We start from the raw sequence: 22,684 nt of genomic DNA, 5'->3' as shown, positions 1-22,684 counted from the left end.
GGGTGGGTTGCGGGTGACGTAGAGTACGGCCCCATGTCCCTCGCGCCCCCATCTCTCCCGCCAACCCCGCGCCGCCGGCAGCTGCTGCAGGCCGGCGCCCTGCTGGCCGCGGGGGCCGTGCTGCCCGGCTGTGAGAAGTCGCCGCGCACGCTCGAAGGCGGCTTTGCCGGTATCGACATGCAGCGTGGCCATGCACTGCGCGAGATGCTGCAAAAGGGCCGCCTCCCCGAGCCCGCCGTGGTGCGGCGCGCGCAGGTCATCATCGCCGGCGGCGGCGTGGCGGGCCTGGCGGCGGCGCGCGCGCTGCGCCTGGCCGGGGTGGAGGACTTCGCGCTGCTGGAGCTCGAAGACCAGGCCGGCGGCAACAGCCGCGGCGGCATGGTCGGCGGCATCGCCTGCCCCATGGGCGCGCACTACCTGCCCGTGCCCGGCGACGATGCCAGCGAGGTGCAGGACCTGCTCGAGGAACTGGGCCTGCGCCAGCGCGTGGCCGGCCGCTGGCGCTACGACGAGCGCCACCTGTGCCACAGCCCGCAGGAGCGGCTGTACTTCGAGGGCGAATGGCAGGAAGGTCTGCTGCCGGTGCAGGGCGTGGGCGAGGCCACGCTGGCCCAGTACCGCCGTTTTTCCGAGCGGGTGGATGCCCTGTCCAAGGCGGCGCGCTTCACCATGCCCATGCTCAAGGCCTTCGATGGCAAGCGGCCCCTGCCGCCCACGCTCCAGGCGCTCGATGCCCTCTCCTTCGACGCCTGGCTCACGCAGGAGGGCCTGGACGATGCGCACCTGCGCTGGTACCTGGGCTACTGCTGCCGCGACGACTACGGCGCGGGCACGGCGCGCGTGTCGGCCTGGGCCGGCATCCACTACTTTGCCAGCCGCCATGGCTTCCATGCGCCGGGCGATGCGGGCAGCGACGACCGCGAGGGCGTGCTCACCTGGCCCGAGGGCAATGGCTGGCTCACGCAGCGCCTGGCGCTGCCGCTGCGGGGCGGCGGGCAACTGGCCACGGGCACCAGCGTGCTGCGCATCACCGAGGGGCGCCATGGCGTGGAGGTGGATGCGCTCAACCATGCCTCGGGCAATGTCGAGCGCTGGCAGGCACCGCGCTGCGTGGTGGCGCTGCCCGTGTTCCTGGCCGCGCGCGTGGTGCGCAATCCGCCGGCCTTCCTCACCGAGACGGCGCAGCGCCTGTCCTGGGCGCCCTGGCTGGTGGCCAACATCCACATCGATGCGCCGCTGACCGACCGTGCAGGCGCCGCACCCGCGTGGGACAACGTGCTGTATGCCGATGCCAACCCCGGCGGCCTGGGCTACGTGGACGCCGGCCACCAGCGCCTGGACCCGCGCCCCGGGGCCACGGTGCTCACCTACTACCAGGCCCTGGGCGACCTGCCCGATGGCCGCCAGCAACTGGCCACCCAGCCCTGGGCCCACTGGGCGCAGGCGGCCATGCAGTCACTGGCCGGCCCGCACCCCGACCTGGCCGAGCGCGCCACGCGCATGGACATCACACGCTACGGCCATGCCATGTCCATCCCCACGCCGGGGCTGCTGGGCTGGCTGCACCAGCCGGGCCGCTACCGCGCACCGGACAAGCGCGTGCGCCTGGTGGGCGGCGAGCGCGTGGCCGTGCTGCCTACGCCGGCCACGGCGCGCCTGGCGTTCGCGCACAGCGACTGGTCGGGCTATTCGGTGTTCGAGGAAGCCTTCACGCGCGGCCATGCGGCCGGGCTGACAGCCGCCGCTTGAGGGCGCTGACCGCGCTGTCCACCGTGGTCAGCACCGGCAGGCCGGTGGCCGCCTCGCACAGCCTGCGCGCGCGGGCCATGCTGAACTGCGCCAGCGCGATCACCTCGCAGCCCTCGCGCTGCAGGCGCTGGGCCTGCGCGGCGACCAGGCTGTCGTGCAGGTCGCCGTTGCCCGCGTTCAGGGCCGCCATCGCGCCCTCGGCCAGGGCCAGCTGCAGCGGCGTGCCAGGCGGGAACTCCGGCGGCATGGACTGCAGGGTGGGCGCAAAGCTGGCGATCAGGCCGATGCGCCGGCCCGTGGCCACGGCCTCTTCGACCATGCCCTGGTTGGGCTTGAGCACCGGGATCTGCGCGTGCCGCTCCACCACGCGCTCGATGCAGGGCCCGAAGGCCGAGCAGGTGAACAGGATGCCATCGGCCCCCGTGCCCACGGCATAGTCCGCCAGGGCCTCGAAGCGTGCCTGCATGGCCGCGTCCAGCCCCTGGCCTTCGCGCGCCAGGTCGGCCGAGAGGCTGTCGTCCAGCAGGTTCATGCGCACGGCCCCGGGCCAGTCGTGTGCCAAGGCGTCGTTGATGGGCGCCACCGAATGGGCCAGTGCGTGGATGAGGGCGATGCGGGTCATGGTGTGGAAGGCGGCGGGGCTCAGATGCCCTTGGAGCTGGGGTTGGCGAAGGCGTCGCGGGTCTCGGCGTTGAGGGGGTAGTTGATCACCACGTTCTTGGGCGGTATGGGCTGCATGAACCACCTGTTGTACAGCTTTTCCATCTCGCCGGACTTCATCATGCCCGTGACCACGCGGTCCACCAGCGCCTTGAACTCCGGGTCGTCCTTGCGGAACATCAGCGACTGGTTCTCGGTGCGCAGGCCCTCGCCGACGATGGCAAAGTCCTTGGGGCTGCGGTGGGTGGCGATGAGCCCCGCGAGCAGGATGTCGTCGAGCACGAAGGCGGCGGCGCGCCCCGTCTCGACCATGAGGAAGGAGTCGGTGTGGTCCTTGCCCGCCAGCTGCGTGATCTCCAGGTTCTTGCCCTTGTCGGCCTCGCGCAGCAGGCGCAGCGAGGTCGTGCCGCTGGTGGCCACCACCGACTTGCCCTGCAGGTCGGCCACGCTCTTGATGCCCGAGTCCGCGCGCACGGCCATGCGCACGTTGTAGCGGAAGATGTCGGGCGAGAAGGCCACCATCTGCTGGCGTTCGACCAGGTTGGTGGTGGAGCCGCACTCGATGTCCACCGTGCCGTTGGTGACCAGGGGAATGCGGTTCTGCGAGGTCACGTTCTGGTACTTCACGGCGATCTGCGGCAGCTGGAGCTCGGCCTTGATCGCCTCCAGGATGCGGTTGCAGATGTCGATGCTGTAGCCCACCGGCTTGCCGCCCCCGTCCAGGTACGAGAAGCCGAACGAGGCCTCGCGGTGGCCGTAGGTGATGGAGCCGCTGTCGCGGATCTTCTTGAGCGTGCCGCCCGCCGGGCTCTGGGCCTGGGCGGTTCCACAGGCCAGCAGCATGGCCAGCGCCAGGGTGGCGGGGAGCAGCGTCTTCGTCAGGGTCTTCATCGGCATGGGAGCACCTTTCAGGTCAGGTCAGGGGAGGAGCAGGGAGGGTTCGGGGGATGGAGTTCAGCAGGGGCTGGGCTGGCGCGGCAGCGCGGCGCTCAGGGTCACGGCGTCGATGGCCTGGGCCAGCAGCGCGGCGATGGACGCGAGGTGCTCGCGCGAGGCGATGTAGGGCGGGGCCAGCAGCACGTGGTCGCCCACGTTGCCGTCCACCGTGCCGCCGAAGGGGTAGCACAGCAGGCCCAGGTCCATGGCCTTCTTCTTGATGCGCGAGTGCACCTTCTGCGCGGGGTCGAACGGAGCCTTGCTCGCCCGGTCGGCTACCAGTTCCACGCCCCAGAAGAAGCCGCGCCCACGGATGTCGCCCACGTGCGGGTGCTGGCCCAGCGCATCGCGCAGTGCCTGGCACAGGAAAATGCCGTCCTCGCGCACCTTGGCCAGCAGGCCGTCGCGCTCTATCACCTGCTGCACCGCCAGCGCCGCCGCGCAGGCCACGGGGTGACCCAGGTAGGTGTGGCCGTGCTGGAAGAAGCCGCTGCCCTGCGACATGGCGTCCACGATGCGCTGTTGCGCCAGCACCGCGCCGATGGGCTGGTAGCCGCCGCCCAGGCCCTTGGCCACAGTGATGAGATCGGGCACCACGCCCTCCTGCTCGCAGGCATGCAGGGTGCCGGTGCGCCCCATGCCGCACATCACCTCGTCCAGGATCAGCAGCACGCCATGGCGGTCGCAGACCTCGCGCACGGCCTTGAAGTATCCGGGCACGGGGGTCAGCACCCCGGCCGTGGCGCCACCCACCGTCTCGGCGACGAAGGCCAGCACCGTGCGCGGGCCGTGCGCGAGGATGGCCTCCTCCAGCTCGCGCGCCAGGCGCAGGCCATAGGCCTCGGGTGTCTCGCCGGCATGCTGCTCGCGGTAGGGGTAGCAGGGTGCCACGTGTGTGGCCTCCACCAGCAGGGGCGCGAATGGCGCGCGCCGCCAGGCATTGCCGCCCACGGCCAGCGCGCCCAGGGTGTTGCCGTGGTAGCTCTGGCGCCGGGCGATGAAGTGCGTGCGCTCGGGCTGGCCGATCTCCACGAAGTATTGGCGCGCCATCTTGAGCGCGGCCTCCACCGCCTCGGACCCACCGCTCACGAAGTAGGCGTGGCTGGTGCCCGCCGGCGCGGTGCGCACCAGCTGTTCGGCCAGCTGCTCGGCCACCTCGGTGGTGAAGAAGCTGGTGTGTGCGTAGGCCAGGCGGTCGATCTGCGCGTGCATGGCGGCCAGCACCTCGGGGTGGGCATGGCCCAGTGACGAGACGGCCGCGCCGCCCGAGGCGTCGAGGTATTCGCGCCCCGCGGCATCGCGCAGGAACATGCCCTGCCCGCCCACCGCGACGGGCGGGGCGTGCTGCAGATGGCGGTGAAAAACGTGGGTCATGCCGAGGTCTCCGGAACAGGTGCGAACAGTGATGGAACAAATGTACCGTAAAAACAAATTGAATGGAACATATGTTTTGAAATTGGGGCAAGGCGGAACACTTGCACCACGGAGCGATCCGCTACAGTGCTGCGACCACCACTCCTGCACATGCACCCCCACCCGCCATGGGCCTGAAAGACACCCTCCGTGCCCGGTTCGACGGCATGACCGCCACGCAGCAGAAGGCCGCGCGCTTCGTGCTGGAGCACCCCAACGACGTGGTGACGGCCTCCATGCGCACCGTGAGCGCGCGCGTGGAGATACCGCCCGCCACCCTGGTGCGCTTTGCGCAGCTGCTGGGCTTCGACGGCTGGCCCGAGCTCAAGGCGGCGCTGGTGCAGGACATGGGCCTCGGGTCCGAGCCCTATGCGCACAAGGCGCGCAGCCTGGTCGATCGCGCGCGCGATGGCAGCGGGCTGGCCGGCGAGATCTTCGCGGTGCACCACCAGAACCTGGACGCCACCGAGCACGCCAACGGCGACGCCCTGCCGCGCGCCGCCGCGCTGCTGGAGAAGGCGCGCGCCGTGCACGTGGCCGGCTTTCGCGCCTGCCACCCGGTGGCCTATTCGCTGATGTACGTGTACCGCCTGTTCCGCGACAGCGTGCACCTGCTCGACGGGCTGGGCGGCTCGCTGGAGATGCAGCTGCGCGCCCTGCACAAGGGCGATGCGGTGGTGGTCATCAGCTTCAGCCCCTATTCGCGCGAGGCCATCGCGGTGGCGCGCCAGGCGCGCGAGGCCGGCTGCCAGGTGCTGGCGCTGACCGATTCGCCCGCCTCCCCGCTGGCCCTGCTGGCGCACGAGGTGCTGCTGTTCTCCACGCAGAGCCCGTCGTTCTTTCCCTCCATCGCAGGCGCGCAGGCCCTGTCGGAGGCGCTGCTGGGCCTGCTGGTCAGCAGCGCCGGCAAGCCCGGCATCGCCCGCCTCGAGAGCGCCGAGACCCAGCTCTTCGCCACCGGGGCCTACCTGCCACCTGCTCCATCGCCATGACGCAGGCAGGGTCCGGCGGCATGCACCTGCACATCAGCGTGCCGCGCCAGCAGCTGGATCTGTACGCGGGCGATGCCCTGGTGCGCAGCTATGCCGTGTCCACGGCGCTGCAGGGCGTCGGCGAGATGAACGGCAGCGGCTGCACGCCGCGCGGCCTGCACCGCGTGCGCGCCAAGGTGGGCGCGGGCTGCGATGCCGCCACCGTGTTCGTGGGGCGCCGGCCCACGGGCGAGCAGTATTCGCCGGGGCTCGCTGCCGAGCACCCGGGGCGCGACTGGATCCTGTGCCGCCTCCTGTGGCTCGCGGGTTGCGAGCCAGGCTTCAACCGGGGTGGCGCGGTGGATACGCTGCGCCGCTTCATCTACATCCACGGCTGTCCCGATGGCACGCCCCTGGGCGTGCCGGCATCGCACGGCTGCGTGCGCATGGCCAACGCCGACGTGATGGACCTGTTCGAGCGGGTGGTGGTGGGAACGCCGGTGCGCATCGAGGCATAGCGCTGCCCCGCTCCCGGGCTGGGTGTCACGCGCCCGTCATGCGCGGCGGGCATCGTCGCCGTCTTATCTCCATTTGCCCCGAGCGACCATGTCCCGACTTTCCACCATTGCCGCCTGCGCCCTGCTGGCGTGCGCCGCTGCTGTTTCCCTCACCGCCCAGGCCCAGCAAGCCTACCCCGCCACGCTCGCAGGCCATGCCGTGATGCCCGCCATGAGCCTGGTGCCCGCACCCAAGGACGCACCGCAGGACCTGCAGGTCAGCGGCAAGTTCACCACCGGCAAGCGCGTGGAGGCCCTGGGCTCGGTCGAAGGCCTGTCGGGCGGCCGCCCCACCGGCATCTCGCTGCCCTTCGCCGGCCAGCCGCTGCAGGGCCACTCGGGCATCAAGCGCATGGCCGACGGTTCGTTCTGGATCCTCACCGACAACGGCGCCGGTGCCAAGGCCAACTCGCCCGACTTCATGCTGCACCTGAGCCACTACCAGGTGGACTTCAAGGCCGGCCAGTTCAAGCGCCAGGCCACGGTGTTCCTGCACGACCCGGACAAGAAGGTGCCGTTCCGCATCGTCCATGAAGGCACGGACAAGCGCTACCTCACGGGCGCCGACTTCGACCCCGAGAGCTTCCAGTTCGCCGGCGGCGCGCTGTGGATCGGCGAGGAATTCGGGCCCTACCTGATCAAGGCCGACCTGTCGGGCCGCGTGCTCGCGGTGTTCGAGACCCTGGTGGACGGCAAGCCCGTGCGCTCGCCCGACCACCCGGCCATCACCACGGCCGGCGCGCCCGACGCCAAGGCCCCGGCCTTCGAGGTCAAGCGCTCCAAGGGCTATGAAGGCATGGCCTCGTCCAAGGACGGCAGCAAGCTCTACGCCCTGCTCGAAGGCCCGCTGTGGAACGAGGCTGGCAAGGCCTACGAGGCCGTGGACGGCAAGCAGTACCTGCGCGTGCTGGAGTTCGACGTGAAGGCCGAGCAATGGACCGGCCGCCACTGGAAGTACGTGCTCGAAGCCAACCACCACGCCATCGGCGACTTCAACATGATCGACGGCACCACCGGCCTGATCATCGAGCGCGACAACGGCGAAGGCACGGCCGACAAGGCCTGCCCCGAAGGGCAAAAGCGGACCGACTGCTTCCACGACCCGGCCAAATTCAAACGCGTCTACAAGATCGAACTGACCGACGCCAACGTCGGCGGCCCGCTGCGCAAGGTGGGCTACATCGACCTGATGTCCATCCAGGACCCCAAGGGCCTGGCCCGAAAGCCGCTGAACAAGGGCGTGCTGACCTTCCCGTTCTTCACCATCGAGAACGTGGACGTGGTGGACGGCACGCACATCGTGGTTGGCAACGACAACAACCTGCCCTTCAGCTCCAGCCGCGAGCCCAACAAGGCCGACGACAACGAGTTGGTGCTGCTCGAAGTGGGCGAGCTTCTGCGCGCGAAGTAAGCGCTGCGGTCCCTGTGCAAAAGGGCTGCCCCGAAGGCAGCCCTTTTGCATGGCGGGCAGCGCGTTGCGGGGCCGGGTGGCAAAATCGGCGGCCACACCCTGAAAGCCGCGCCACCATGTTCACAGGCATCGTTCAAGCCACGGCAGGCATTGCCGCCATCCATGACCGCGCAGGCCTGCGCACCTTCACGCTCGATTTTCCCGAAGGCTTCTGCCAGGACCTGGCCATTGGTGCCAGTGTGTCCACCGATGGCGTGTGCCTCACGGTGACCGAGATCCTCTCGCCGACACAGGCCAACTTCGACGTGATGCAGCAGAGCCTGAACATCACCACGCTGGGCAGCTACGGCCAGGGCGACCGCGTGAACGTGGAGCGCGCAGCCAAGGACGGTGCCGAGATCGGCGGGCACCCGCTGTCGGGCCACATCGATTTTTCGGGCACGCTGGCCAGCGTGCGCGAGTTCGACAACAACCTGGTGTGGCGCGTGGCCGTGCCGCCCGAGTTCCGCAAGTACGTCTTCGCCAAGGGCTACATCGCCATCCATGGCGCCAGCCTCACGGTGGCCGAGGTGAACCGCGCCGAGGGCTGGTTCGAGGTCTGGCTGATCCCCGAGACGCGCCGCGCCACGGTGTTCGGGGACAAGAAGGCCGGCGACCAGCTCAACATCGAGATCGAGCGCAGCACCCAGGTGGTGGTCGACACCGTGCGCGAGGCCGTGCAGGAAAGCCTGGGCCGGCTGCAGCCCGTGCTCGAAGCCCTGCTCAAGGAAAAAGGCCTGTCGCTGGAGGATTTCGTCCAGCCCCCAGTGCTTCCCCGCTGAGGCTCATTCGGCGACGTAGTCGAGGAAGCCCGTGACCCGGCGCAGGCGCCCGTCGGCGTCCACCTCGGCCACGTCAGTGCCACGCGCCACGGGTGCGGCCCCCGGGGCCGCGAGCGCCCAGGAAAAGCGCACCACGCTGTGGTGGCCCTCGGGTGTGCCCAGCAGCGCAAAGCGGTAGCCGGCAAAGCGCTGCTGTGCGCCCGCGATCAGCGCGGCCAGGCCGTCATGGCCGTGGCCTTCCATCATCGGGTCGAGGTAGTGAACGTCGGCACTGAAGGTGCCGCGCACCAGGCGCTCGCGTTCGCCCGTGTCGGTGGCATTCCACGCGGCAATGTAGCGCGCGGCGATATCGGGTGCGGCGCTGGCGGCGGTCGGTGCAGTGGATTCAACGGTGTTCATGGCAACTCCTGAAGGCAAGGGGTGAAGCAAGGGTTGTCGGATGCACGGGCATCCCACGCAGGCCATTCTTCGCGGCAGTCCCGCCCGCGTCGATGACCCGGCGGGTCATGCGCCGTGGGCCGCAGCGGGATAATCCGGGCCCTGCATGCCGAATTCTTCGCTTCCCCCTTCCCCCGTACCCGGTGCACCGCGCGCGCTGCAGCTGCACGATCTGCCCGGCCTGTTGCAGGTGCAGTTGGCCTGCTATGGCGAAGGCTTCGTCGAAAGCGGCGAGGTGTTTGCGCGCCGGCTCGCCAGCCCGGTGAACTGCTCGCTGGTGCTCGAGCGCGCCGGCCAGGTCTGCGCCTACCTCGCGGCCTACCGCTCGGTGCAGGGCAAGGTCACGCCACTGCATGGCGACTTCGAGGGCCCGCCCGGCGCGCCCGACACGCTGTACCTGCACGACATGGCGGTGCTGCCGGCCTGCGCGGGCCAGGGCCTCGCGCAGGCGCTGCTGGCACCGCTGTGGGCCCAAGGCGCCGCCTGGGGCCTGCGCCATACGGCCCTGGTCTCGGTGCAGGGCTCGCAGGGCTACTGGGAGCGCCACGGCTACGCCGTGCAGCCGCTGGCCGACGCGCTGCAGCGTGAGCGGCTGGCGAGCTACGGCGAGGGGGCCGTGTACATGGTGCGAACGCTGGCGCCCTAGCCAGTGCCTTGCGTACGCCATTGGGCCTGTTTGAACGGCGCCACGGGCCGGGCATCCGTCGCAGGCCGTGGTCATAATGGCTGGCATGCCGAACCGCTGGAAACCCAATGTCACCGTGGCTGCCGTGATCGAACGCGATGGCCGCTTCCTGCTGGTGGAGGAAGAAACCACCGATGGCCTCAAGCTGAACAACCCGGCCGGCCACCTCGACCCCGGTGAGTCGCCCGCCAGTGCCTGCGCACGCGAGGTGCTTGAGGAAACGGCGTTCGACTTCGAGCCCACGCACCTGATCGGGGTCTACCTCAACCGTTTCACCAAGACGCGCACGGGCGACGACCTCACCTACCTGCGCTTCGCCTTTGCCGGCACGCTGGGCACGCACCACGCCTGGCGCACGCTCGACGAAGGCATCGTGCGCACGGTGTGGATGACGGCCGACGAAATCCGCGCCTGCCCCGAGCGCCACCGCAGCCCCTTGCTGCTGCAGTGCCTGGCCGACTACCTGGCGGGCCAGCGCTACCCGGTGTCGCTGGTACACACCGACATCTCGGTGACCCAGACTTCGGGCTGACGGGGAATGCGCCGCAAATATTTGTGGCGCCGCATGTAACCCGCGCAGTGGGCGGAGCGAAGTAACAGGCAGAGAGCGTGGCGCCGCGCGATCTGAACACCCTGTTTCGACCCCTCCCTCACCTTACGGAGTCTTCCACCATGCTGTCCACATCGAATCCCTCCGCTGCTTCCCTCGCCCTGGCCGCCGCGCTGCTGGCCTTGTCCTCCGGTGCCTTTGCCGCCGACGCCCCCAAGGGTTCCAAGGGCGGAGCGGTTGCCGCCAACGACAAGGTGCACTGCTACAACGTGCACGACTGCAAGGGCAACAGCGACTGCTCCACCGCCGAGCACAGCTGCAAGGGCCAGAACGCCTGCAAGGGCCATGGCTTCAAGGCCAAGACCGCTGCCCAGTGCCTGAGTGAAAAAGGCGTCATTGGTGACATCAAGGGGTGATGCCCCTGGCGGTTGCGCCACGGCGCAGCCGCCTGCGCACCATGGCACACGACCCCATCGCCGTGCGCGGCACCGGCTTCGGCCTGGGCCTGCGCACCGCCCACTACGCGGATTTTCTGGCCGACCCGCAGCCGCTGGATTGGCTGGAGATCATCACCGACAACTACCTCATCGACGGCGGTAAGCCGCTGGCGGTGCTCGACACGCTGCGCCGCGACTACCCCATGGCCATGCACGGCGTGGCCATGTCCATCGGTGCGGCGCAGGGCGTGGACCTGGCCTACCTGCGCCAGGTCAAGGCGCTGGCCGAGCGCATCGAGCCGCTGTGGGTGTCCGACCACCTGTGCTGGATCGGCCCCAGTCCTGACAAGCAACTGCACGACCTGTACCCGCTGCCCTACACCGATGCCTCGGCACGCCATGTGATCGCGCAGGTCCGCCGCGCGCAGGACGTGCTGGGCCGCCGGCTGGTGTTGGAGAACGTCTCCAGCTACATCCGCTATGCCGGCGACAGCGCAAGCGAATGGCAGTTCCTGGCGCACATCGCGCAGGAGGCCGACTGCCTGCTGCTGGTCGATGTGAACAACATCTACGTGAGCAGCGTGAACCACGGCTTCGACCCGATCACCTACCTTGATGCGCTGCCCGCGCACCGCGTACAGCAGATCCACCTGGCCGGCCATTCGGACCAGGGCGACCACATCATCGACACCCACGACCACCCCGTGGCCCCGCCCGTGTGGGACCTGTATGCGCAGGCCTGCGAACGCTTCGGCGCCGTGGCCACCATGGTCGAGCGCGACGACCGCATTCCGCCGCTGGCCGAGCTGCTGGACGAGATGGCCGTGGCGCGGCGCATTGCTGCCCTGCATCTGCCGCAAGCCAGCGCAAAGAGCCATGCGCCACTGTCCTGGCCAGGCGCCACGCCCATGCCTGCCCGGCAGCTGGAGGTGCAGCAGCAGGACCTGGCGGACCGCATCCTGGCCGAGCCGCTGCAGGCCCTGGACGCCGATGCCCCGGTCACGGGCCGCCTGGGCATCTACCACCATGCCTACCGCGCGCGGCTGGCCGAGGTGCTGGCCGACACCTATGCCAAGACCTGTATGTACATGGGGTCGGACACCTTTGAGGCCCATGCACGCACCTATGCGGTGGCGCACCCGCCCACGGCGCGCAGCCTCAACCGCTATGGCGAAGGCTTCACGGATACCCTGCGCATGCTCTACCCCGACAACCCCGAGCTGCACGAACTGGCCCAACTGGACTGGGACCTGCGCACGCGCTTCGACGGGGCGGACGTGCCGGCGCTGGACGCGGCCACGGCTGCTTGCGCCGACCCCTGGCTGGCACGCGCCGGGGTGCTGCACCCCAGTGCATTGCTGCGCACGCTGGCCACCAACGCCGTCGCGCTGTGGAATGCCATTCACGCCGACGAAGACGTGCCCGAGGCGGTGGCGTTGCCAGCGCCTGTCACCTTGCTGGTGTGGCGCAAGGGCCACCAGCCGCACTTTCGCTCGCTGGGCGCCCAGGAGGCGGTCTTCATCCACCTGCTGCAGGCGGGGGCCTCGGTGGAGCAGGCCTGCGCCCGCCTGCAGGCGCTCGGAGCGATGCCGGGCACGGAACTGCTCGCACAGTGGCTGGCAGGCCTGCTGCAGGAGGGCCTGGTGGGGCTGGGCGCAGCACGCGGCAGCCAATGCGCCGGGCAGGCGCCCGCTGTGCAGCGCGCGAACGCGGGCTGATGCACCCGGGGCGGTGTAGGGTCACACCCCTTTGGGCAGCAGCGCGGCCAGGGCCTCGCGCATCCAGCGGGCAATCAGCTGCTGGCGCTCGCGCGGCATGCGGTCCAGCGTCGATGCGACGCTGATGGCGGCCACCGGTGCGCCATCGGCATTGCGCACGGCCATGCCGGCGGCCAGCACGCCCTGGGTGGCGTGGTTGCCCACCACCGACCAACCGCGCTCGCGCGTGGCGCGCACCAGGATGGCCAGGCGCTCGGGCGTCATGCCGCCATAGTGCGGCAAGGCCTGTGCATTGGCCTCTATGCAGGTGGCCACCTCCTCGTCGGGCAGCGCCGCCAGTAGCGCCAGGCCGGCCGCACCCACGCCCAGGGGCTGGCGCGTGCCCACCTGGATCACCAGGATCTGCACCGGGTGCGTGCCCACATGGCGTGCGATGCAGTGCGATGCGGCGCCCTCGCGCACGATGGCGAAGGCCGCATCGCCGCAGGCCCGGCTCACGCGCTCCAGTACGGGTGCCAAACGCATGGCCATGTTGGGCAGGGCGGCGGGCGCGGCCATGGCGGCCATGCGGGGCCCGGCCACGTAGCGAAAACGCCCGCGCTGGGCCACATGGCCGCCCTCCAGCAGCGTGGCCAGCAGGCGGTAGACGGTGGCGCGCTCCAGCCCCACCGTGCGGCACAGGTCGACCACGCGCAGGCCCTCGCGGCCGCTGGCGAGCACGGCGTCCAGCACCTGCAGGCCGCGGCGCAGCGTGCGGCTGCCGGGGTCCTCGGTGGCGTCTGCCGTGGGCGGGGCGAAGGGTAAATCGTCCGGCAGGCGGACGTTTCGATTCGCGGGTCGGGAAGGCATGGGAAAGAATTTGTCCGTCGATGCAACCAGCATGCAGTGTGCCGCAGAGCCACACCGCCGGGGCGCCAAGACGGGATTTTCAGACACACCAGGAGACAAGACATGACCTCGCACACCCCTGCCACCACCGCGCCGCGCCGGCGCCTTCTGGCTTTGGCCGCCGCTGCCATCGCCTGCACCGCCGCACTGCCCCTGCAGGCACAGACCACCCACTGGCCTACCAAGCCCGTGAAGTTCGTCGTGGGCTATGCGGCCGGCGGCGCCACCGACGTCATCGCGCGCCTGGTCGCCGTCAAGCTCGGCGACCAGCTCGGCCAGCCCGTGGTGGTGGACAACCGCGCGGGCGCCAACAGCAACGTGGGTGCCGAGAACGTGGCGCGCGCCCCGGCCGACGGCTACACGCTCTACGTCTACACCATCGCCAACACCATCAACGCCACGCTGTACCCCAAGCTCGGCTACGACCCGGTCAAGGACTTCGAGCCCATCGGCATGATCGCCAAGATCCCGAACATCCTCGTGGTCAACCCCAAGCTGCCGGTGAAGAGCCTGGCCGAGTACGTGCGCTACGCCAAGGAGTCCAAGGACGGCATCACCTTCGCATCCTCGGGCAGCGGCTCGTCCATCCACCTCTCGGGCGAGATGTTCAAGATGCAAAGCCAGCTCAAGATGCTGCACGTGCCCTACCGCGGCAGCGCCCCCGCCGTCACCGACCTGCTCGGCGGCCAGGTGGATTCGATGTTCGACAACACGCCCTCGGCCCTGCCGCACGTGCAGGCCGGCAAGCTGCGCGCCATTGCCATCACCAGCGCCCAGCGCTCGCCGCTGCTGCCGGACGTGCCCACGCTGGCCGAGTCGGGCTACGCCGGCTTCGACGTGCAGTCGTGGTTCGCGCTGGCCGCGCCTGCGGGCACCCCGCGCCCTGTGGTCGAGCAGCTCAACACCGCCCTCAACAAGGTGCTGGCCCTGCCCGAGGTGCGCAACCGCCTGCAGGAGCTGGCCGCCACGCCCGACTCCGGCACGCCCGACAAGATGCGCAGCTTTGCCGCGGCCGAGATCAAGCGCTGGCGAGAAGTCGTCAAGGCCTCCGGCGCCACCGCGGAGTAGGCGACGGGAAAAGCCCTCCCGGCGTCGTTGTTCCGTCTTGTCGTACTGACCGTACTGCCTGCGACGAAACGCCTAGCCAGGACCGCTTCGCTGGGCTTTGCCCGCCGCTTGTGACGCCTTTCATCGAATCGCAACCCTGGAATACCTGCCCTCCATGTTCCCCATCGATTTCTTCTGGCGCGCCGCCCAGCGCTGGCCCGACCGCATCGCCATCGACGCGCCCGAGGGCGCCATCCGCTACGACGCGCTGGCCGTCCGCGTGGCCGCCCTGGCGGCAGGCCTCACGGCGCTCGACCCGGCACCGCAAAGCCGCGTCGGCATCTGCGCGGGCAACAGCGCCGACCACATCGCCGCGCTGCTGGCGGTGCTGGCCTGCGGCAAGGTCTGGGTGCCGCTCAACCCCAAGAGCACCCGGCACGAAATCCGCCGCATCATCGACGCGACCGAGCCCTCCATCCTGGTGCTCGACACGGCCTGCGCCGACCTGCTCGAAGGCGCACCGGGTGCCCGGGTGCCGACCGCAGGGCTTGCGGATCTGGCCGCCGTGCATGCGGGCGCGCAGCGCCCGGTGATCGACCTGCCGGACGACGCCACCCAGGCGATCAAGTTCACGGGCGGCACCACGGGCGCGCCCAAGGGCGTGATGCAGCCCTACCGCGCATGGATGGCCAACATTACCAACCAGATCCACGCCTGGGGTTTCGACGAGCATGAGCGCTACATCGTCGCCGCACCCATCACGCACGGCACTTCCACCTACCTGCTGCCCATCCTGGCGCAGGGCGGCTGCCACGTGGTGCTGGGCGGCGCGGGCGCCGAGGCGGTGCGCGCGGCCTTCCGTGAGCGCGGCGGCACGGTGTGTTTCATGCCGCCCACGCTGGTCTACATGCTGATGGCGCTGCCCGGCGCCTCGCGTGCCGATTTCCCGCGCCTGCGCCGGCTGATCTACGGCGGCGCCCCCATGCCGCCCGAGAAGATCCGCCAGGTGCGCGACTTCTTCGGCCCGGTGCTGGGTACCACCTACGGCCAGACCGAGGCGCCGCAGATCCTCACGGTGATGCAGCCCGCGGACTTCGAGGACCCGGCCAACTGGGCCGCCGTGGGCCGCACCACCTGGTTCAGCGACGTGGCCATCATGGCGCCCGACGGTCGACTGCTGCCCACGGGCGAGGTGGGCGAGGTGGTGGCGCGCGGTGACCTGCTCATGACTGGCTACTGGCGCCTGCCCGAGAAGACCGCCGAGACCCTGGTGGACGGCTGGCTGCACACCGGCGACCGGGGCCTGATTGACGAGCGTGGCTACCTCTACCTCAAGGACCGGCTCAAGGACATGGTGATCACCGGCGGCTTCAACGTCTACCCCGTGGACGTGGAGAACGCGCTGGGCCAGCACCCGGCCGTGCACGAATGCGCCGTGTTCGGCCTGCCCGACGACAAGTGGGGCGAGACCGTGCAGGCCGCCGTGCAGCTGCGCCCCGGCGAGCGGGCCAGCGAGGCCGAGCTGATCGCCTTCGTGCGCGAACGCCTGGGGCCGGTGCAGACGCCCAAGCACATCCATTTCCACGAGAGCCTGCCGCGTTCGCCCGTGGGCAAGGTGCTCAAGTCCGCCGTGCGCGATGCCGCGTTGGCCGCAACCGCCTGAAGGAACCCACTCCATGACCGCCCCATCCGCCAAGACCCCCGTCACCAGCCTGTGTACCCACACCCTCACCAGCCTGCATTACCGCGATGCGAACCTGGTGGAGGACCTGATGGGGAAGAAGACTTTCACCGAGGTGATGCTCATGCAGATCCTGGGCCGCGCGCCGCGCGGCGTGGACCTGCGCATCACCGACGTGGTGCTCATCGTGCTCATGGAGCACGGCCTCACGCCCAGCGCCATCGCCACACGGCTGATCTACATGAGCGCGCCCGAGAACCTGCAGGGCGCCGTCTCGGCCGGCCTGCTGGCCGTGGGCAGCTCCTTCGTGGGCACCATGGAGAACTGCGCCGGCCTGCTCGACCGCATCGCCGCCGCAGCCGACCCCGCTGCCGAGGCGCTGGCCATCGCGCGCCACTACAAGGGGCTCAAGTCGCCTGTACCCGGCTTCGGCCACCACCTGCACAAGCCGGTGGACCCGCGTGCCTACAAGCTGCTGGAGATGGGCCGTGCCGAGGCCGAACTCAAGGGCGACAAGATCCGCGCGCTGGAGACCCTGTCCCAGGCCGTCGACGAAGTGGCCGGCCGTGCCATCACCATCAATGCCACGGGCGCGGTGGCCGCGCTGCTCGGCGAGATCGGCGTGCCCACGGCAGTGATGCGCGGCTTTGCCGTGATCTCGCGCGCGGCTGGCCTGGTGGCGCACATCGTCGAGGAGCAGAACAGCCCCTCGGGCCGCTTCATCTGGGACACCATCGAGCACGCGATTCCCTTCGTCGGCGGCAAGGACGGCCAGGCATGAGCAGCGGCCAGGAAGGCACGGTGCTCGTCACCGGCGCCAGCCGCGGCATCGGCCGCGCCGTGGCCACGCGGTTGATGGCCGACGGCCTGCATGTCGTGAACTTCGACATCGCCGCGCCCGAGGCCCTTGCGCAGCGCGAGACCTTCGTGCAGGTAGACCTGGCCGACGAGGCCGCCCTGCGCGACGCGCTGGCACGCACCGTGGCCGCGCGACCCATCACCCGCCTGGTGAACAACGCGGGCATCGTGCGCCCGGCCGGCATCGACACCGCCACCAGCGCCGACCTGCAGGCCGTGATGGCCGTCAACCTGGCGGCGGCCATCGCGTGCGTGCAGGCGCTGCTGCCCGCCATGCGCGCGGCGCGCTTTGGCCGCATCGTCAACATCTCCAGCCGCGCTGCGCTGGGAAAGGGCGAGCGCATTGCCTATGCGGCGAGCAAGGCAGCAGTGCACGGCTTCACGCGCACCCTGGCGCTGGAGTTGGGCGCCGACGGCATCACCGCCAATGCCATCGGCCCCGGGCCGATTGCCACCGAACTCTTCGAGCGCGTGAACCCGCCCGGCGCGCCGGCCACGCAGCGCATCCTGGACACCATCCCCGTGCGCCGCATGGGCCAGCCCGAGGAGGTGGCACACCTCGTGGCATCGCTGCTCGATGCGCGCGCGGGCTTCACCACGGGCCAGGTGGTCTACGTGTGCGGAGGCATGACCGTGGGGCTGGCACCATGAACGCGCCGAAGACCATTCCACCCGCCCTGCCGCTGGACCTGTCGGGCCGCGTGGTGTTCGTGGCCGGCGGCGGATCGGCCGGACCGGGCTGGAGCATCGGCCGCGCGGCCTGCGTGACCTATGCGCGCCTGGGCGCCAGCGTCTGCGTGGCCGACCGCGACGCGGCCTCGGCCGAGGAGACCACGGCACTGATCGAGGCCGAGGGCGGCACGGCCGCCACCTTCGTGGGCGACGTGGCCGAGGCAGCGGACGTGAAGCGCCTCTTCGCCGAGTCGCGCGAGCGCTTCGGCGGCGCCATCGACGTGCTGCACCACAACGTGGGCATCGGCAAGACCGGTGGCCCGCTGGAGACCAGTGCCGAAGATTTCGACCGCATCCACGGCGTGAACGTGGGCAGCCTGCTGCTGGCCTGCCAGGAGGTGCTGCCCGGCATGGTGGGGCGTGGGCGCGGCTCCATCATCACCATCTCGTCCATTGCGGGCATGCGCTACCTGGGCTACCCGCACCTGGCCTACGGCGTCACCAAGGCCGCGGTCACGCACTTCACGCGCATGGTGGCGCAGCAGTACGCGGGCCAGGGTGTGCGCGCCAACACCGTGGTGCCGGGCCTGATCGACACGCCGCGCATCGCGACCACGGTGGCGAAGATGTTCTCGGACACCAGCCTCGACGAGGCGCGCGCCGCGCGCGCCCGCCAGGTGCCCATGGGCCGCATGGGCACGGCCTGGGACGTGGCCCATGCCTGCGCTTTCCTGGCCAGCGATGCATCGGCCTACGTGACTGGTACGGAGCTGGTGGTGGATGGCGGCATCACGGGCAAGTTCGTTTAGCGGCTTCAAAAGCTGTGCATGACCCCCGCAGAGGCGCCGGTGGCCACGCGCTTGTTGGCTGCACCCTGGAAGCCATTGCGCCAGCGCGTGTGGTCCAGCTCGGCGTAGATCCGCGTGCGGCGCGACAGTTTGTATTCGGCAAAGGCCACCAGGCGGCCATAGCCGTCGTCGGCTGCGGCGGTGCGCGTGCGGTCCACCTTGTAATAGGCGGCGGTCAGGTCCAGCAGCGGCAAGGCCGCCCAGGTGGCCCCGCCCGAGAGCACGCGCTGTTCCGTGTGCGTGGCCGCGCCGGTCTGCGCCTTGCTGCGCCCGGCATTGGCCGCCACGCGCAGGCTGCCCCACTGGTACGCAGCGCCCAGCGTGGCTGCATCCAGCGGGCGCAGGTTGACGTCCTTGAAGGTCTGCCATGCACCGGACACGGTGAATCCGCCATCCGCATACGCCAGGCCCAGGCCGTGCGAGGACAGGGCCGAGGTCTGCAATGCCACCTCGCCCACCCCCAGCATGGCCCGCGCCGTGAGGCCGCCAAAGCGGCCGCTGAGCTTGATGGAGTTGTCCAGCCGGTAGGAGCCGGTGTTGGCGCCCGCGCTGCCGTACTCAATGCCCAGGCCGTGCTGGCTCAGCGCCGTGACGCCGATGTTGGGGTTGAAGCTGGCGAAGCGCATGGAGAGCGGGTCCACGGGCGAGATCGCATCGGCCAGCAGCGTGGTCTGGCGGCCGAGCGCCACGGTGGCCCAGCCCGCCTGCAGGCCCACCCACGAGGCGCGGTCGAAGTATTTGGCGCTGTTGGCGGGCGCACCGGTATCGGCGTTGAGGCCGCTTTCCAGGTTGAACAGCGCACGCGCGCCGCCGCCCAGGTCTTCGCTGCCGCGCACGCCCCAGCGGCTGGTGGTGTGGATGCCGCTGCCCAGGCTGTGGTGCGAACCGGGCGCGGGCGCGTTGGCGGCCGTGAGCCCGCTGGCGTGGCGCAAGCCCAGGTCCACCACGCCGTAGAGCGTGAGGGCGGAGGACGGGGTGGATGCGGCGGTCTGGGCGAAAGCCGGCGCGCAGGCCAGCAGGGCGCAGATGGCGCCGCTTGTCTTCTTCATGCTGTCTCCTCGGATGGAATGTTCTTGTGGGCGGGATCAATCCGCCGTCAACTGGGCCTTCTGCACCACGCCGCGCCACTTGGCCAGTTCCTGGCGCACGGTCTGGGCCAGGGCCTCGGGCGTGCTGCTGTCCACCACGGCGCCCTGCTCTTCGATACGGCGCGCCACGTCCTTGTCGGCCAGCGCGCTGTTGAGCACCTTGTTGAGCTGGTCCACCACGGCCTTCGGCGTCTTGCCGGGGGCGAACAGCGCGTACCACTGGGTGATCTCCACGCCCTTGATGCCGGCCTCTTCGAGCGTGGGCACGTCGGGCATCAGCGAGGAGCGCTTGGGCCCGGCCAGCGCCAGGGCGCGCAGCTTGCCATTCTTCACATGCGACGAGGCCGAGAACAGGCTGGGGAACATCACCTGCGTCTGGTTGGCCATGGTGTCGTTCATTGCCGGAGCCGAGCCGCGGTAGGGCACATGCGCCATCTGCGCGCCGCTCTCGAGCTTGAACATCTCGGCCGAGAAATGCGGCGCCGTGCCGTTGCCGGCCGAGGCGTAGTTGTAGGACGTGGGCTGGGCCTTGGTCAACGCCACGAACTCGGCCACGGTCTTCGCGGGCACCTTGGGGTTGATGACCATCAGCGTGGGCGAGTAGCAGACCATGCCGATGGGCTCGAACTGGGTGATGGGGTCGTAGCGCAGCTTCTGCAGCGCCGGGCTCATGCCGTGCGTGCCGATGTAGCCGAACAGGATGGTGTGGCCGTCGGGCGTGGCGCGCGCCACGTACTCGGCGGCAATGGCGCCGTTGGCGCCGGCCTTGTTTTCGACGATCACCGATTGGCCCAGCAGCTGCGACATCTTTTGCGCCACCACGCGCGCCATGCCGTCGTTGCCGCCACCGGCGGCCGTGGGTACCACCAGGGTGATGGAGCGCTCGGGAAAGGCGGCGTGCGCCACCAGAGGTGCGCCGGCCAGCGTGGCGAGGGCCAGTGCGGCGGCCAGGGTGCGGCGGCGCGATGGGAAAGAGTGGGTCATCATGGTCTTGTCTCCTGTCATGTCGTTGTGGGTGGATGAGAAAAGGAAGTCAGACCTGTTGTGCCGCGGCCTCGGCGACGAACAAGGTGCCTTCCAGGATCTTTCGGGCCGTGCGCACCAGCGCGGCCTGCACCAGCGTGCATTGGCCGTCCACCAGGGCGAGTTCGACATCCACATGGATGCGGCCGGCCGGGTGCAGTACCTCCACGCGGCGCGTGCCAGCGCCGGGCGCGGTGCGCGCGTCGCTGGCCACGGTGCCGGGCAGCACCAGGGCAGCCGCCACGCCGATGGCGCCGGTCACGGCATGCGAGCGGTGGCAGCGCCGGGGCGTGAAGTAGCGCGAGACGATGCTGCCGGGCGCGGGACCGTCGGAGACGATCACCGGCTTGGGCAGCACGCTGCCCGAGACGTCGCCCATGCCCATGCGCAGCCCGGCCTCGCAGCGCAAGGCTTCGAGCCGGGCCAGCAAGGCCGTGTCGGCATCGAGCTCGGCAGGGCTCTCGTCGCCGCGCAGGCCCAGGTCGGCGGCGCGCACCAGCACCATCACCTGGGCGGCGTCGATGCAGGTGACTTGCAGGCCGTGAATGGTGTCGATGCGCTGGCCGGTTGGAAAGATCTGGCCGGTGACGGCGCCCCAGGCGTCAAGGAAGTTCATCAGCACCGGGGCGGCCGTGCCCTGCACGCCGTCGATGTGCACGTCGCCCTCGTAGTGCACGCGGCCGCCTCGGGTCTGCACCTGCACGTCGATGCGCGAGCGGGTGTTCACGTTGTAGACCCGCACCCGCGTCACGTCGCCGGTGCGGCTGGCCGGCACCAGGCCCTGCTCGATCGCAAAGGGCCCCACGCCGGCCAGCATGTTGCCGCAGTTGGGCCGCGTGTCCACGCGGGCCTCGTCCACGCTGACCTGGGCGAAGAGGTAGTCCACGTCGCAGCCGGCATGGGCCGAGCGCGAGACGATGGCGACTTTGCTGGTCAGCGAGTTGCCGCCGCCCAGGCCGTCGATCTGCAGCTCGTGCGGCGAGCCCAGGGCAGCGATCAGCGTGCGGTCACGCTCTGCCGTGTCTTGCGGCAGCCAGTCGGCCAGGAAGAAGGGGCCCCGGGAGGTGCCGCCGCGCATCAGGACGCAAGGTAGGTGGTAGCTCATGGGACCGCATGGTGCGGCGCCGCCGATTGTTTGTGAATTGCATTGTTGGCAACGATTGATGCATGCGGCGCAATAGATGCCAAGCGCTTGTACGTGATGAAATGGCGCCTGTGAATTGCAATGTTGCGAAGCATTGATGCACCGCACGCAATGCACGCCACCCACTCCCCTTGGTCCCTTTCACCGGGCTTGCGCCATGCACACCAAATTCGATCTGGCCGACATCCAGGCCTTCGCCGCCGTGGCCGAGCTGCAGAGCTTTCGCGCCGCGGCCGAATCCATCCACCTGTCGCAGCCGGCCTTCAGCCGCCGCATCGACAAGCTCGAGGAGGCGCTGGGCGTGCGCCTGCTCGACCGCACCACGCGCCGCGTGACGCTCACGGCCGTGGGTCGCGACTTTGCGCGCAAGACGCGGTTGTGGCTCGACGACCTGGACGGCATGCTCATGGGCCTGGGCGACGTGGCGGCGCGGCGCATGGGCGAGGTGACGATTGCCTGCGTGCCCTCGGCCGTGTATTACTTTTTGCCGCAGGTGGTCAAGCGCTACCACGAGCGGTTTCCGAAGATCCGCGTCAAGGTGCATGACGCCAGCGCCAACGAGGTGCTGGTGGCCGTGGCGCAGGGCGATGCGGACTTTGGCCTGAATTTCATCGGCAGCCAGGAGGCCGAGATCGAGTTCAAGCCGGTGCTGGCCGAGCGCTTTGTGGCCGCCTGCCGGCGCGACCATGTGCTGGCGCGGCGCAAGAAGGTCACCTGGGCGGAGCTGGGCCAGCACGACTTCATGTCGGTGGGCAAGACCTCGGGCAACCGCTTGCTGATGGACCTGGCGCTGGCCAATGTGCCCGACCGCCCGCAGTGCCTGTACGAGGCCAAGCACGTGACCACCCTGCTCGGCCTGGTGGAGGCCGGACTGGGCGTGGCCGCCGTGCCGCGCCTGGCCATGCCGGGCAAGGACCACCCCACGCTGGTCAGCATTCCCCTGGTGGACCCGGTGGTCACGCGGCAGATGGGGCTCATCAAGCGCCGCGGGCGCTCCCTGTCGCCCGCGGCCCAGCAGCTGTATGACCTGCTGGTGGCTACGCGTTCTTCGCGGCCGCGCAGCGTGCCCGCAGCATAAAAAATACAATC

The 22,684-nt window shown here is 69.9% G+C and carries 23 protein-coding genes; 15 read left to right on the top strand and 8 right to left on the bottom strand.

Translation table 11 applies throughout. The annotated features are described in order from the left end of the window. The first annotated feature begins 33 nt into the window (after nt 1-33). Nucleotides 34-1,749 (top strand): FAD-dependent oxidoreductase, encoded by a 1,716-nt coding sequence (locus AC0IZS_RS08080; protein ID WP_471635155.1) that lies wholly within the window; start codon nt 34-36, stop codon nt 1,747-1,749. Here AC0IZS_RS08080 and AC0IZS_RS08075 read toward each other — a convergent pair. The 3 genes from AC0IZS_RS08075 to AC0IZS_RS08065 all read right to left on the bottom strand — a co-directional run bounded on the left by AC0IZS_RS08075 (nt 1,709) and on the right by AC0IZS_RS08065 (nt 4,719). Further along, complete coding sequence (locus AC0IZS_RS08075; protein ID WP_471635154.1) at nt 1,709-2,371, bottom strand: aspartate/glutamate racemase family protein; 663 nt, start codon at nt 2,369-2,371, stop codon at nt 1,709-1,711. The genes AC0IZS_RS08080 and AC0IZS_RS08075 overlap by 41 nt on opposite strands. Before the next feature lie 20 nt (nt 2,372-2,391). Further along, nucleotides 2,392-3,252, bottom strand: coding sequence for a transporter substrate-binding domain-containing protein (locus AC0IZS_RS08070; RefSeq protein WP_471639485.1), 861 nt, complete (start codon nt 3,250-3,252; stop codon nt 2,392-2,394). Nucleotides 3,253-3,363: 111 nt separating this feature from the next. Next, nucleotides 3,364-4,719 (bottom strand): aspartate aminotransferase family protein, encoded by a 1,356-nt coding sequence (locus AC0IZS_RS08065; protein ID WP_471635153.1) that lies wholly within the window; start codon nt 4,717-4,719, stop codon nt 3,364-3,366. A gap of 167 nt (nt 4,720-4,886) precedes the next feature. Here AC0IZS_RS08065 and AC0IZS_RS08060 point away from each other — a divergent pair, with 167 nt between their 5' ends. From AC0IZS_RS08060 to AC0IZS_RS08045, 4 genes are all read left to right on the top strand, one after another. Beyond that, on the top strand, nt 4,887-5,750 hold the full coding sequence (locus tag AC0IZS_RS08060) for a MurR/RpiR family transcriptional regulator (RefSeq protein WP_471635152.1): 864 nt from the start codon (nt 4,887-4,889) through the stop codon (nt 5,748-5,750). Then, nucleotides 5,747-6,247, top strand: coding sequence for a L,D-transpeptidase family protein (locus AC0IZS_RS08055; protein WP_471635151.1), 501 nt, complete (start codon nt 5,747-5,749; stop codon nt 6,245-6,247). Before AC0IZS_RS08060 ends, AC0IZS_RS08055 begins: the two co-directional genes overlap by 4 nt. An 88-nt stretch (nt 6,248-6,335) precedes the next feature. Further along, entirely contained in the window at nt 6,336-7,697 is a 1,362-nt protein-coding gene (locus AC0IZS_RS08050; RefSeq protein WP_471635150.1) for an esterase-like activity of phytase family protein, read from the top strand. Nucleotides 7,698-7,813: 116 nt separating this feature from the next. After that, nucleotides 7,814-8,518, top strand: coding sequence for a riboflavin synthase subunit alpha (locus tag AC0IZS_RS08045; RefSeq protein ID WP_471635149.1), 705 nt, complete (start codon nt 7,814-7,816; stop codon nt 8,516-8,518). Between the two features lie 3 nt (nt 8,519-8,521). Here AC0IZS_RS08045 and AC0IZS_RS08040 read toward each other — a convergent pair whose 3' ends face one another. Then, a complete protein-coding gene (locus AC0IZS_RS08040) occupies nt 8,522-8,917 on the bottom strand; it encodes a nuclear transport factor 2 family protein (protein ID WP_471635148.1) in 396 nt (131 codons plus the stop codon). Nucleotides 8,918-9,062: 145 nt separating this feature from the next. Between AC0IZS_RS08040 and AC0IZS_RS08035 the strand changes: the two genes are divergently transcribed. The 4 genes from AC0IZS_RS08035 (at nt 9,063) to bufB (ending at nt 12,346) form a co-directional block, all read left to right on the top strand. Continuing rightward, nucleotides 9,063-9,602 (top strand): GNAT family N-acetyltransferase, encoded by a 540-nt coding sequence (locus AC0IZS_RS08035; RefSeq protein ID WP_471635147.1) that lies wholly within the window; start codon nt 9,063-9,065, stop codon nt 9,600-9,602. 85 nt (nt 9,603-9,687) lie between these two features. Further along, nucleotides 9,688-10,173: an NUDIX hydrolase gene (locus AC0IZS_RS08030; protein ID WP_471635146.1), complete on the top strand. Its 486-nt coding sequence runs from the start codon at nt 9,688-9,690 to the stop codon at nt 10,171-10,173. A 140-nt stretch (nt 10,174-10,313) separates the two neighbouring features. Beyond that, complete coding sequence (gene bufA2 / locus AC0IZS_RS08025) at nt 10,314-10,607, top strand: BufA2 family periplasmic bufferin-type metallophore (protein WP_145694026.1); 294 nt, start codon at nt 10,314-10,316, stop codon at nt 10,605-10,607. A gap of 41 nt (nt 10,608-10,648) precedes the next feature. Then, nucleotides 10,649-12,346 carry an MNIO family bufferin maturase gene (gene bufB, locus AC0IZS_RS08020; RefSeq protein WP_471635145.1) on the top strand — a complete coding sequence of 566 codons (1,698 nt, stop codon included), beginning with the start codon at nt 10,649-10,651 and terminating at the stop codon, nt 12,344-12,346. A gap of 21 nt (nt 12,347-12,367) precedes the next feature. Here bufB and AC0IZS_RS08015 read toward each other — a convergent pair whose 3' ends face one another. Then, nucleotides 12,368-13,195, bottom strand: a complete 828-nt coding sequence (locus AC0IZS_RS08015) for an IclR family transcriptional regulator (protein ID WP_471635144.1) — start codon at nt 13,193-13,195, stop codon at nt 12,368-12,370. A 102-nt stretch (nt 13,196-13,297) separates the two neighbouring features. Here AC0IZS_RS08015 and AC0IZS_RS08010 point away from each other — a divergent pair, with 102 nt between their 5' ends. The 5 genes from AC0IZS_RS08010 (at nt 13,298) to AC0IZS_RS07990 (ending at nt 18,301) form a co-directional block, all read left to right on the top strand. Next, complete coding sequence (locus AC0IZS_RS08010; RefSeq protein ID WP_471635143.1) at nt 13,298-14,302, top strand: tripartite tricarboxylate transporter substrate binding protein; 1,005 nt, start codon at nt 13,298-13,300, stop codon at nt 14,300-14,302. Nucleotides 14,303-14,456: 154 nt separating this feature from the next. Further along, nucleotides 14,457-15,944, top strand: coding sequence for a class I adenylate-forming enzyme family protein (locus AC0IZS_RS08005; protein WP_471635142.1), 1,488 nt, complete (start codon nt 14,457-14,459; stop codon nt 15,942-15,944). Between the two features lie 13 nt (nt 15,945-15,957). Continuing rightward, a complete protein-coding gene (locus AC0IZS_RS08000) occupies nt 15,958-16,743 on the top strand; it encodes a citryl-CoA lyase (protein WP_471635141.1) in 786 nt (261 codons plus the stop codon). After that, nucleotides 16,740-17,471 carry an SDR family oxidoreductase gene (locus tag AC0IZS_RS07995; protein WP_471635140.1) on the top strand — a complete coding sequence of 244 codons (732 nt, stop codon included), beginning with the start codon at nt 16,740-16,742 and terminating at the stop codon, nt 17,469-17,471. Before AC0IZS_RS08000 ends, AC0IZS_RS07995 begins: the two co-directional genes overlap by 4 nt. Next, a complete protein-coding gene (locus tag AC0IZS_RS07990; protein ID WP_471635139.1) occupies nt 17,468-18,301 on the top strand; it encodes an SDR family NAD(P)-dependent oxidoreductase in 834 nt (277 codons plus the stop codon). The genes AC0IZS_RS07995 and AC0IZS_RS07990 overlap by 4 nt, the downstream gene beginning before the upstream one ends. Nucleotides 18,302-18,306: 5 nt before the next feature. On the opposite strand, the gene AC0IZS_RS07985 is transcribed toward AC0IZS_RS07990, so the two are convergent. From AC0IZS_RS07985 to AC0IZS_RS07975, 3 genes are read right to left on the bottom strand one after another with little or no spacing between them, the layout of a single operon-like run. Beyond that, a complete protein-coding gene (locus AC0IZS_RS07985) occupies nt 18,307-19,389 on the bottom strand; it encodes a porin (RefSeq protein WP_471635138.1) in 1,083 nt (360 codons plus the stop codon). A gap of 36 nt (nt 19,390-19,425) precedes the next feature. Beyond that, entirely contained in the window at nt 19,426-20,412 is a 987-nt protein-coding gene (locus AC0IZS_RS07980) for a Bug family tripartite tricarboxylate transporter substrate binding protein (protein WP_471639484.1), read from the bottom strand. A 49-nt stretch (nt 20,413-20,461) separates the two neighbouring features. Further along, entirely contained in the window at nt 20,462-21,556 is a 1,095-nt protein-coding gene (locus AC0IZS_RS07975; RefSeq protein ID WP_471635137.1) for a 4-oxalomesaconate tautomerase, read from the bottom strand. Nucleotides 21,557-21,752: 196 nt separating this feature from the next. On the opposite strand from AC0IZS_RS07975, the gene AC0IZS_RS07970 reads away from it, so the two are divergent. Next, nucleotides 21,753-22,673, top strand: a complete 921-nt coding sequence (locus AC0IZS_RS07970) for a LysR family transcriptional regulator (protein ID WP_322590944.1) — start codon at nt 21,753-21,755, stop codon at nt 22,671-22,673. Nucleotides 22,674-22,684 lie beyond the last annotated feature (11 nt).

The sequence above is a fragment of the Acidovorax sp. AC410 genome, from assembly GCF_979253235.1.
The sequence above is the reverse complement of the archived record's forward strand: the minus strand, read 5'-3'. Positions and strand labels throughout refer to the sequence as shown.

Coding starts and splice junctions, on each gene's coding strand:
- bufB (WP_471635145.1), top strand. CDS start 10,649: ATGGCACACGACCCCATCGCCGTGCGCGGCACCGGCTTCGGCCTGGGC.
- AC0IZS_RS07980 (WP_471639484.1), bottom strand. CDS start 20,412: ATGACCCACTCTTTCCCATCGCGCCGCCGCACCCTGGCCGCCGCACTG.
- AC0IZS_RS08070 (WP_471639485.1), bottom strand. CDS start 3,252: ATGCTGCTGGCCTGTGGAACCGCCCAGGCCCAGAGCCCGGCGGGCGGC.
- AC0IZS_RS08010 (WP_471635143.1), top strand. CDS start 13,298: ATGACCTCGCACACCCCTGCCACCACCGCGCCGCGCCGGCGCCTTCTG.
- AC0IZS_RS08080 (WP_471635155.1), top strand. CDS start 34: ATGTCCCTCGCGCCCCCATCTCTCCCGCCAACCCCGCGCCGCCGGCAG.
- AC0IZS_RS08045 (WP_471635149.1), top strand. CDS start 7,814: ATGTTCACAGGCATCGTTCAAGCCACGGCAGGCATTGCCGCCATCCAT.
- bufA2 (WP_145694026.1), top strand. CDS start 10,314: ATGCTGTCCACATCGAATCCCTCCGCTGCTTCCCTCGCCCTGGCCGCC.
- AC0IZS_RS08060 (WP_471635152.1), top strand. CDS start 4,887: ATGGGCCTGAAAGACACCCTCCGTGCCCGGTTCGACGGCATGACCGCC.
- AC0IZS_RS08030 (WP_471635146.1), top strand. CDS start 9,688: ATGCCGAACCGCTGGAAACCCAATGTCACCGTGGCTGCCGTGATCGAA.
- AC0IZS_RS08055 (WP_471635151.1), top strand. CDS start 5,747: ATGACGCAGGCAGGGTCCGGCGGCATGCACCTGCACATCAGCGTGCCG.
- AC0IZS_RS08050 (WP_471635150.1), top strand. CDS start 6,336: ATGTCCCGACTTTCCACCATTGCCGCCTGCGCCCTGCTGGCGTGCGCC.
- AC0IZS_RS08040 (WP_471635148.1), bottom strand. CDS start 8,917: ATGAACACCGTTGAATCCACTGCACCGACCGCCGCCAGCGCCGCACCC.
- AC0IZS_RS08005 (WP_471635142.1), top strand. CDS start 14,457: ATGTTCCCCATCGATTTCTTCTGGCGCGCCGCCCAGCGCTGGCCCGAC.
- AC0IZS_RS08000 (WP_471635141.1), top strand. CDS start 15,958: ATGACCGCCCCATCCGCCAAGACCCCCGTCACCAGCCTGTGTACCCAC.
- AC0IZS_RS07990 (WP_471635139.1), top strand. CDS start 17,468: ATGAACGCGCCGAAGACCATTCCACCCGCCCTGCCGCTGGACCTGTCG.
- AC0IZS_RS07975 (WP_471635137.1), bottom strand. CDS start 21,556: ATGAGCTACCACCTACCTTGCGTCCTGATGCGCGGCGGCACCTCCCGG.
- AC0IZS_RS08035 (WP_471635147.1), top strand. CDS start 9,063: ATGCCGAATTCTTCGCTTCCCCCTTCCCCCGTACCCGGTGCACCGCGC.
- AC0IZS_RS07995 (WP_471635140.1), top strand. CDS start 16,740: ATGAGCAGCGGCCAGGAAGGCACGGTGCTCGTCACCGGCGCCAGCCGC.
- AC0IZS_RS08015 (WP_471635144.1), bottom strand. CDS start 13,195: ATGCCTTCCCGACCCGCGAATCGAAACGTCCGCCTGCCGGACGATTTA.
- AC0IZS_RS08075 (WP_471635154.1), bottom strand. CDS start 2,371: ATGACCCGCATCGCCCTCATCCACGCACTGGCCCATTCGGTGGCGCCC.
- AC0IZS_RS07985 (WP_471635138.1), bottom strand. CDS start 19,389: ATGAAGAAGACAAGCGGCGCCATCTGCGCCCTGCTGGCCTGCGCGCCG.
- AC0IZS_RS07970 (WP_322590944.1), top strand. CDS start 21,753: ATGCACACCAAATTCGATCTGGCCGACATCCAGGCCTTCGCCGCCGTG.
- AC0IZS_RS08065 (WP_471635153.1), bottom strand. CDS start 4,719: ATGACCCACGTTTTTCACCGCCATCTGCAGCACGCCCCGCCCGTCGCG.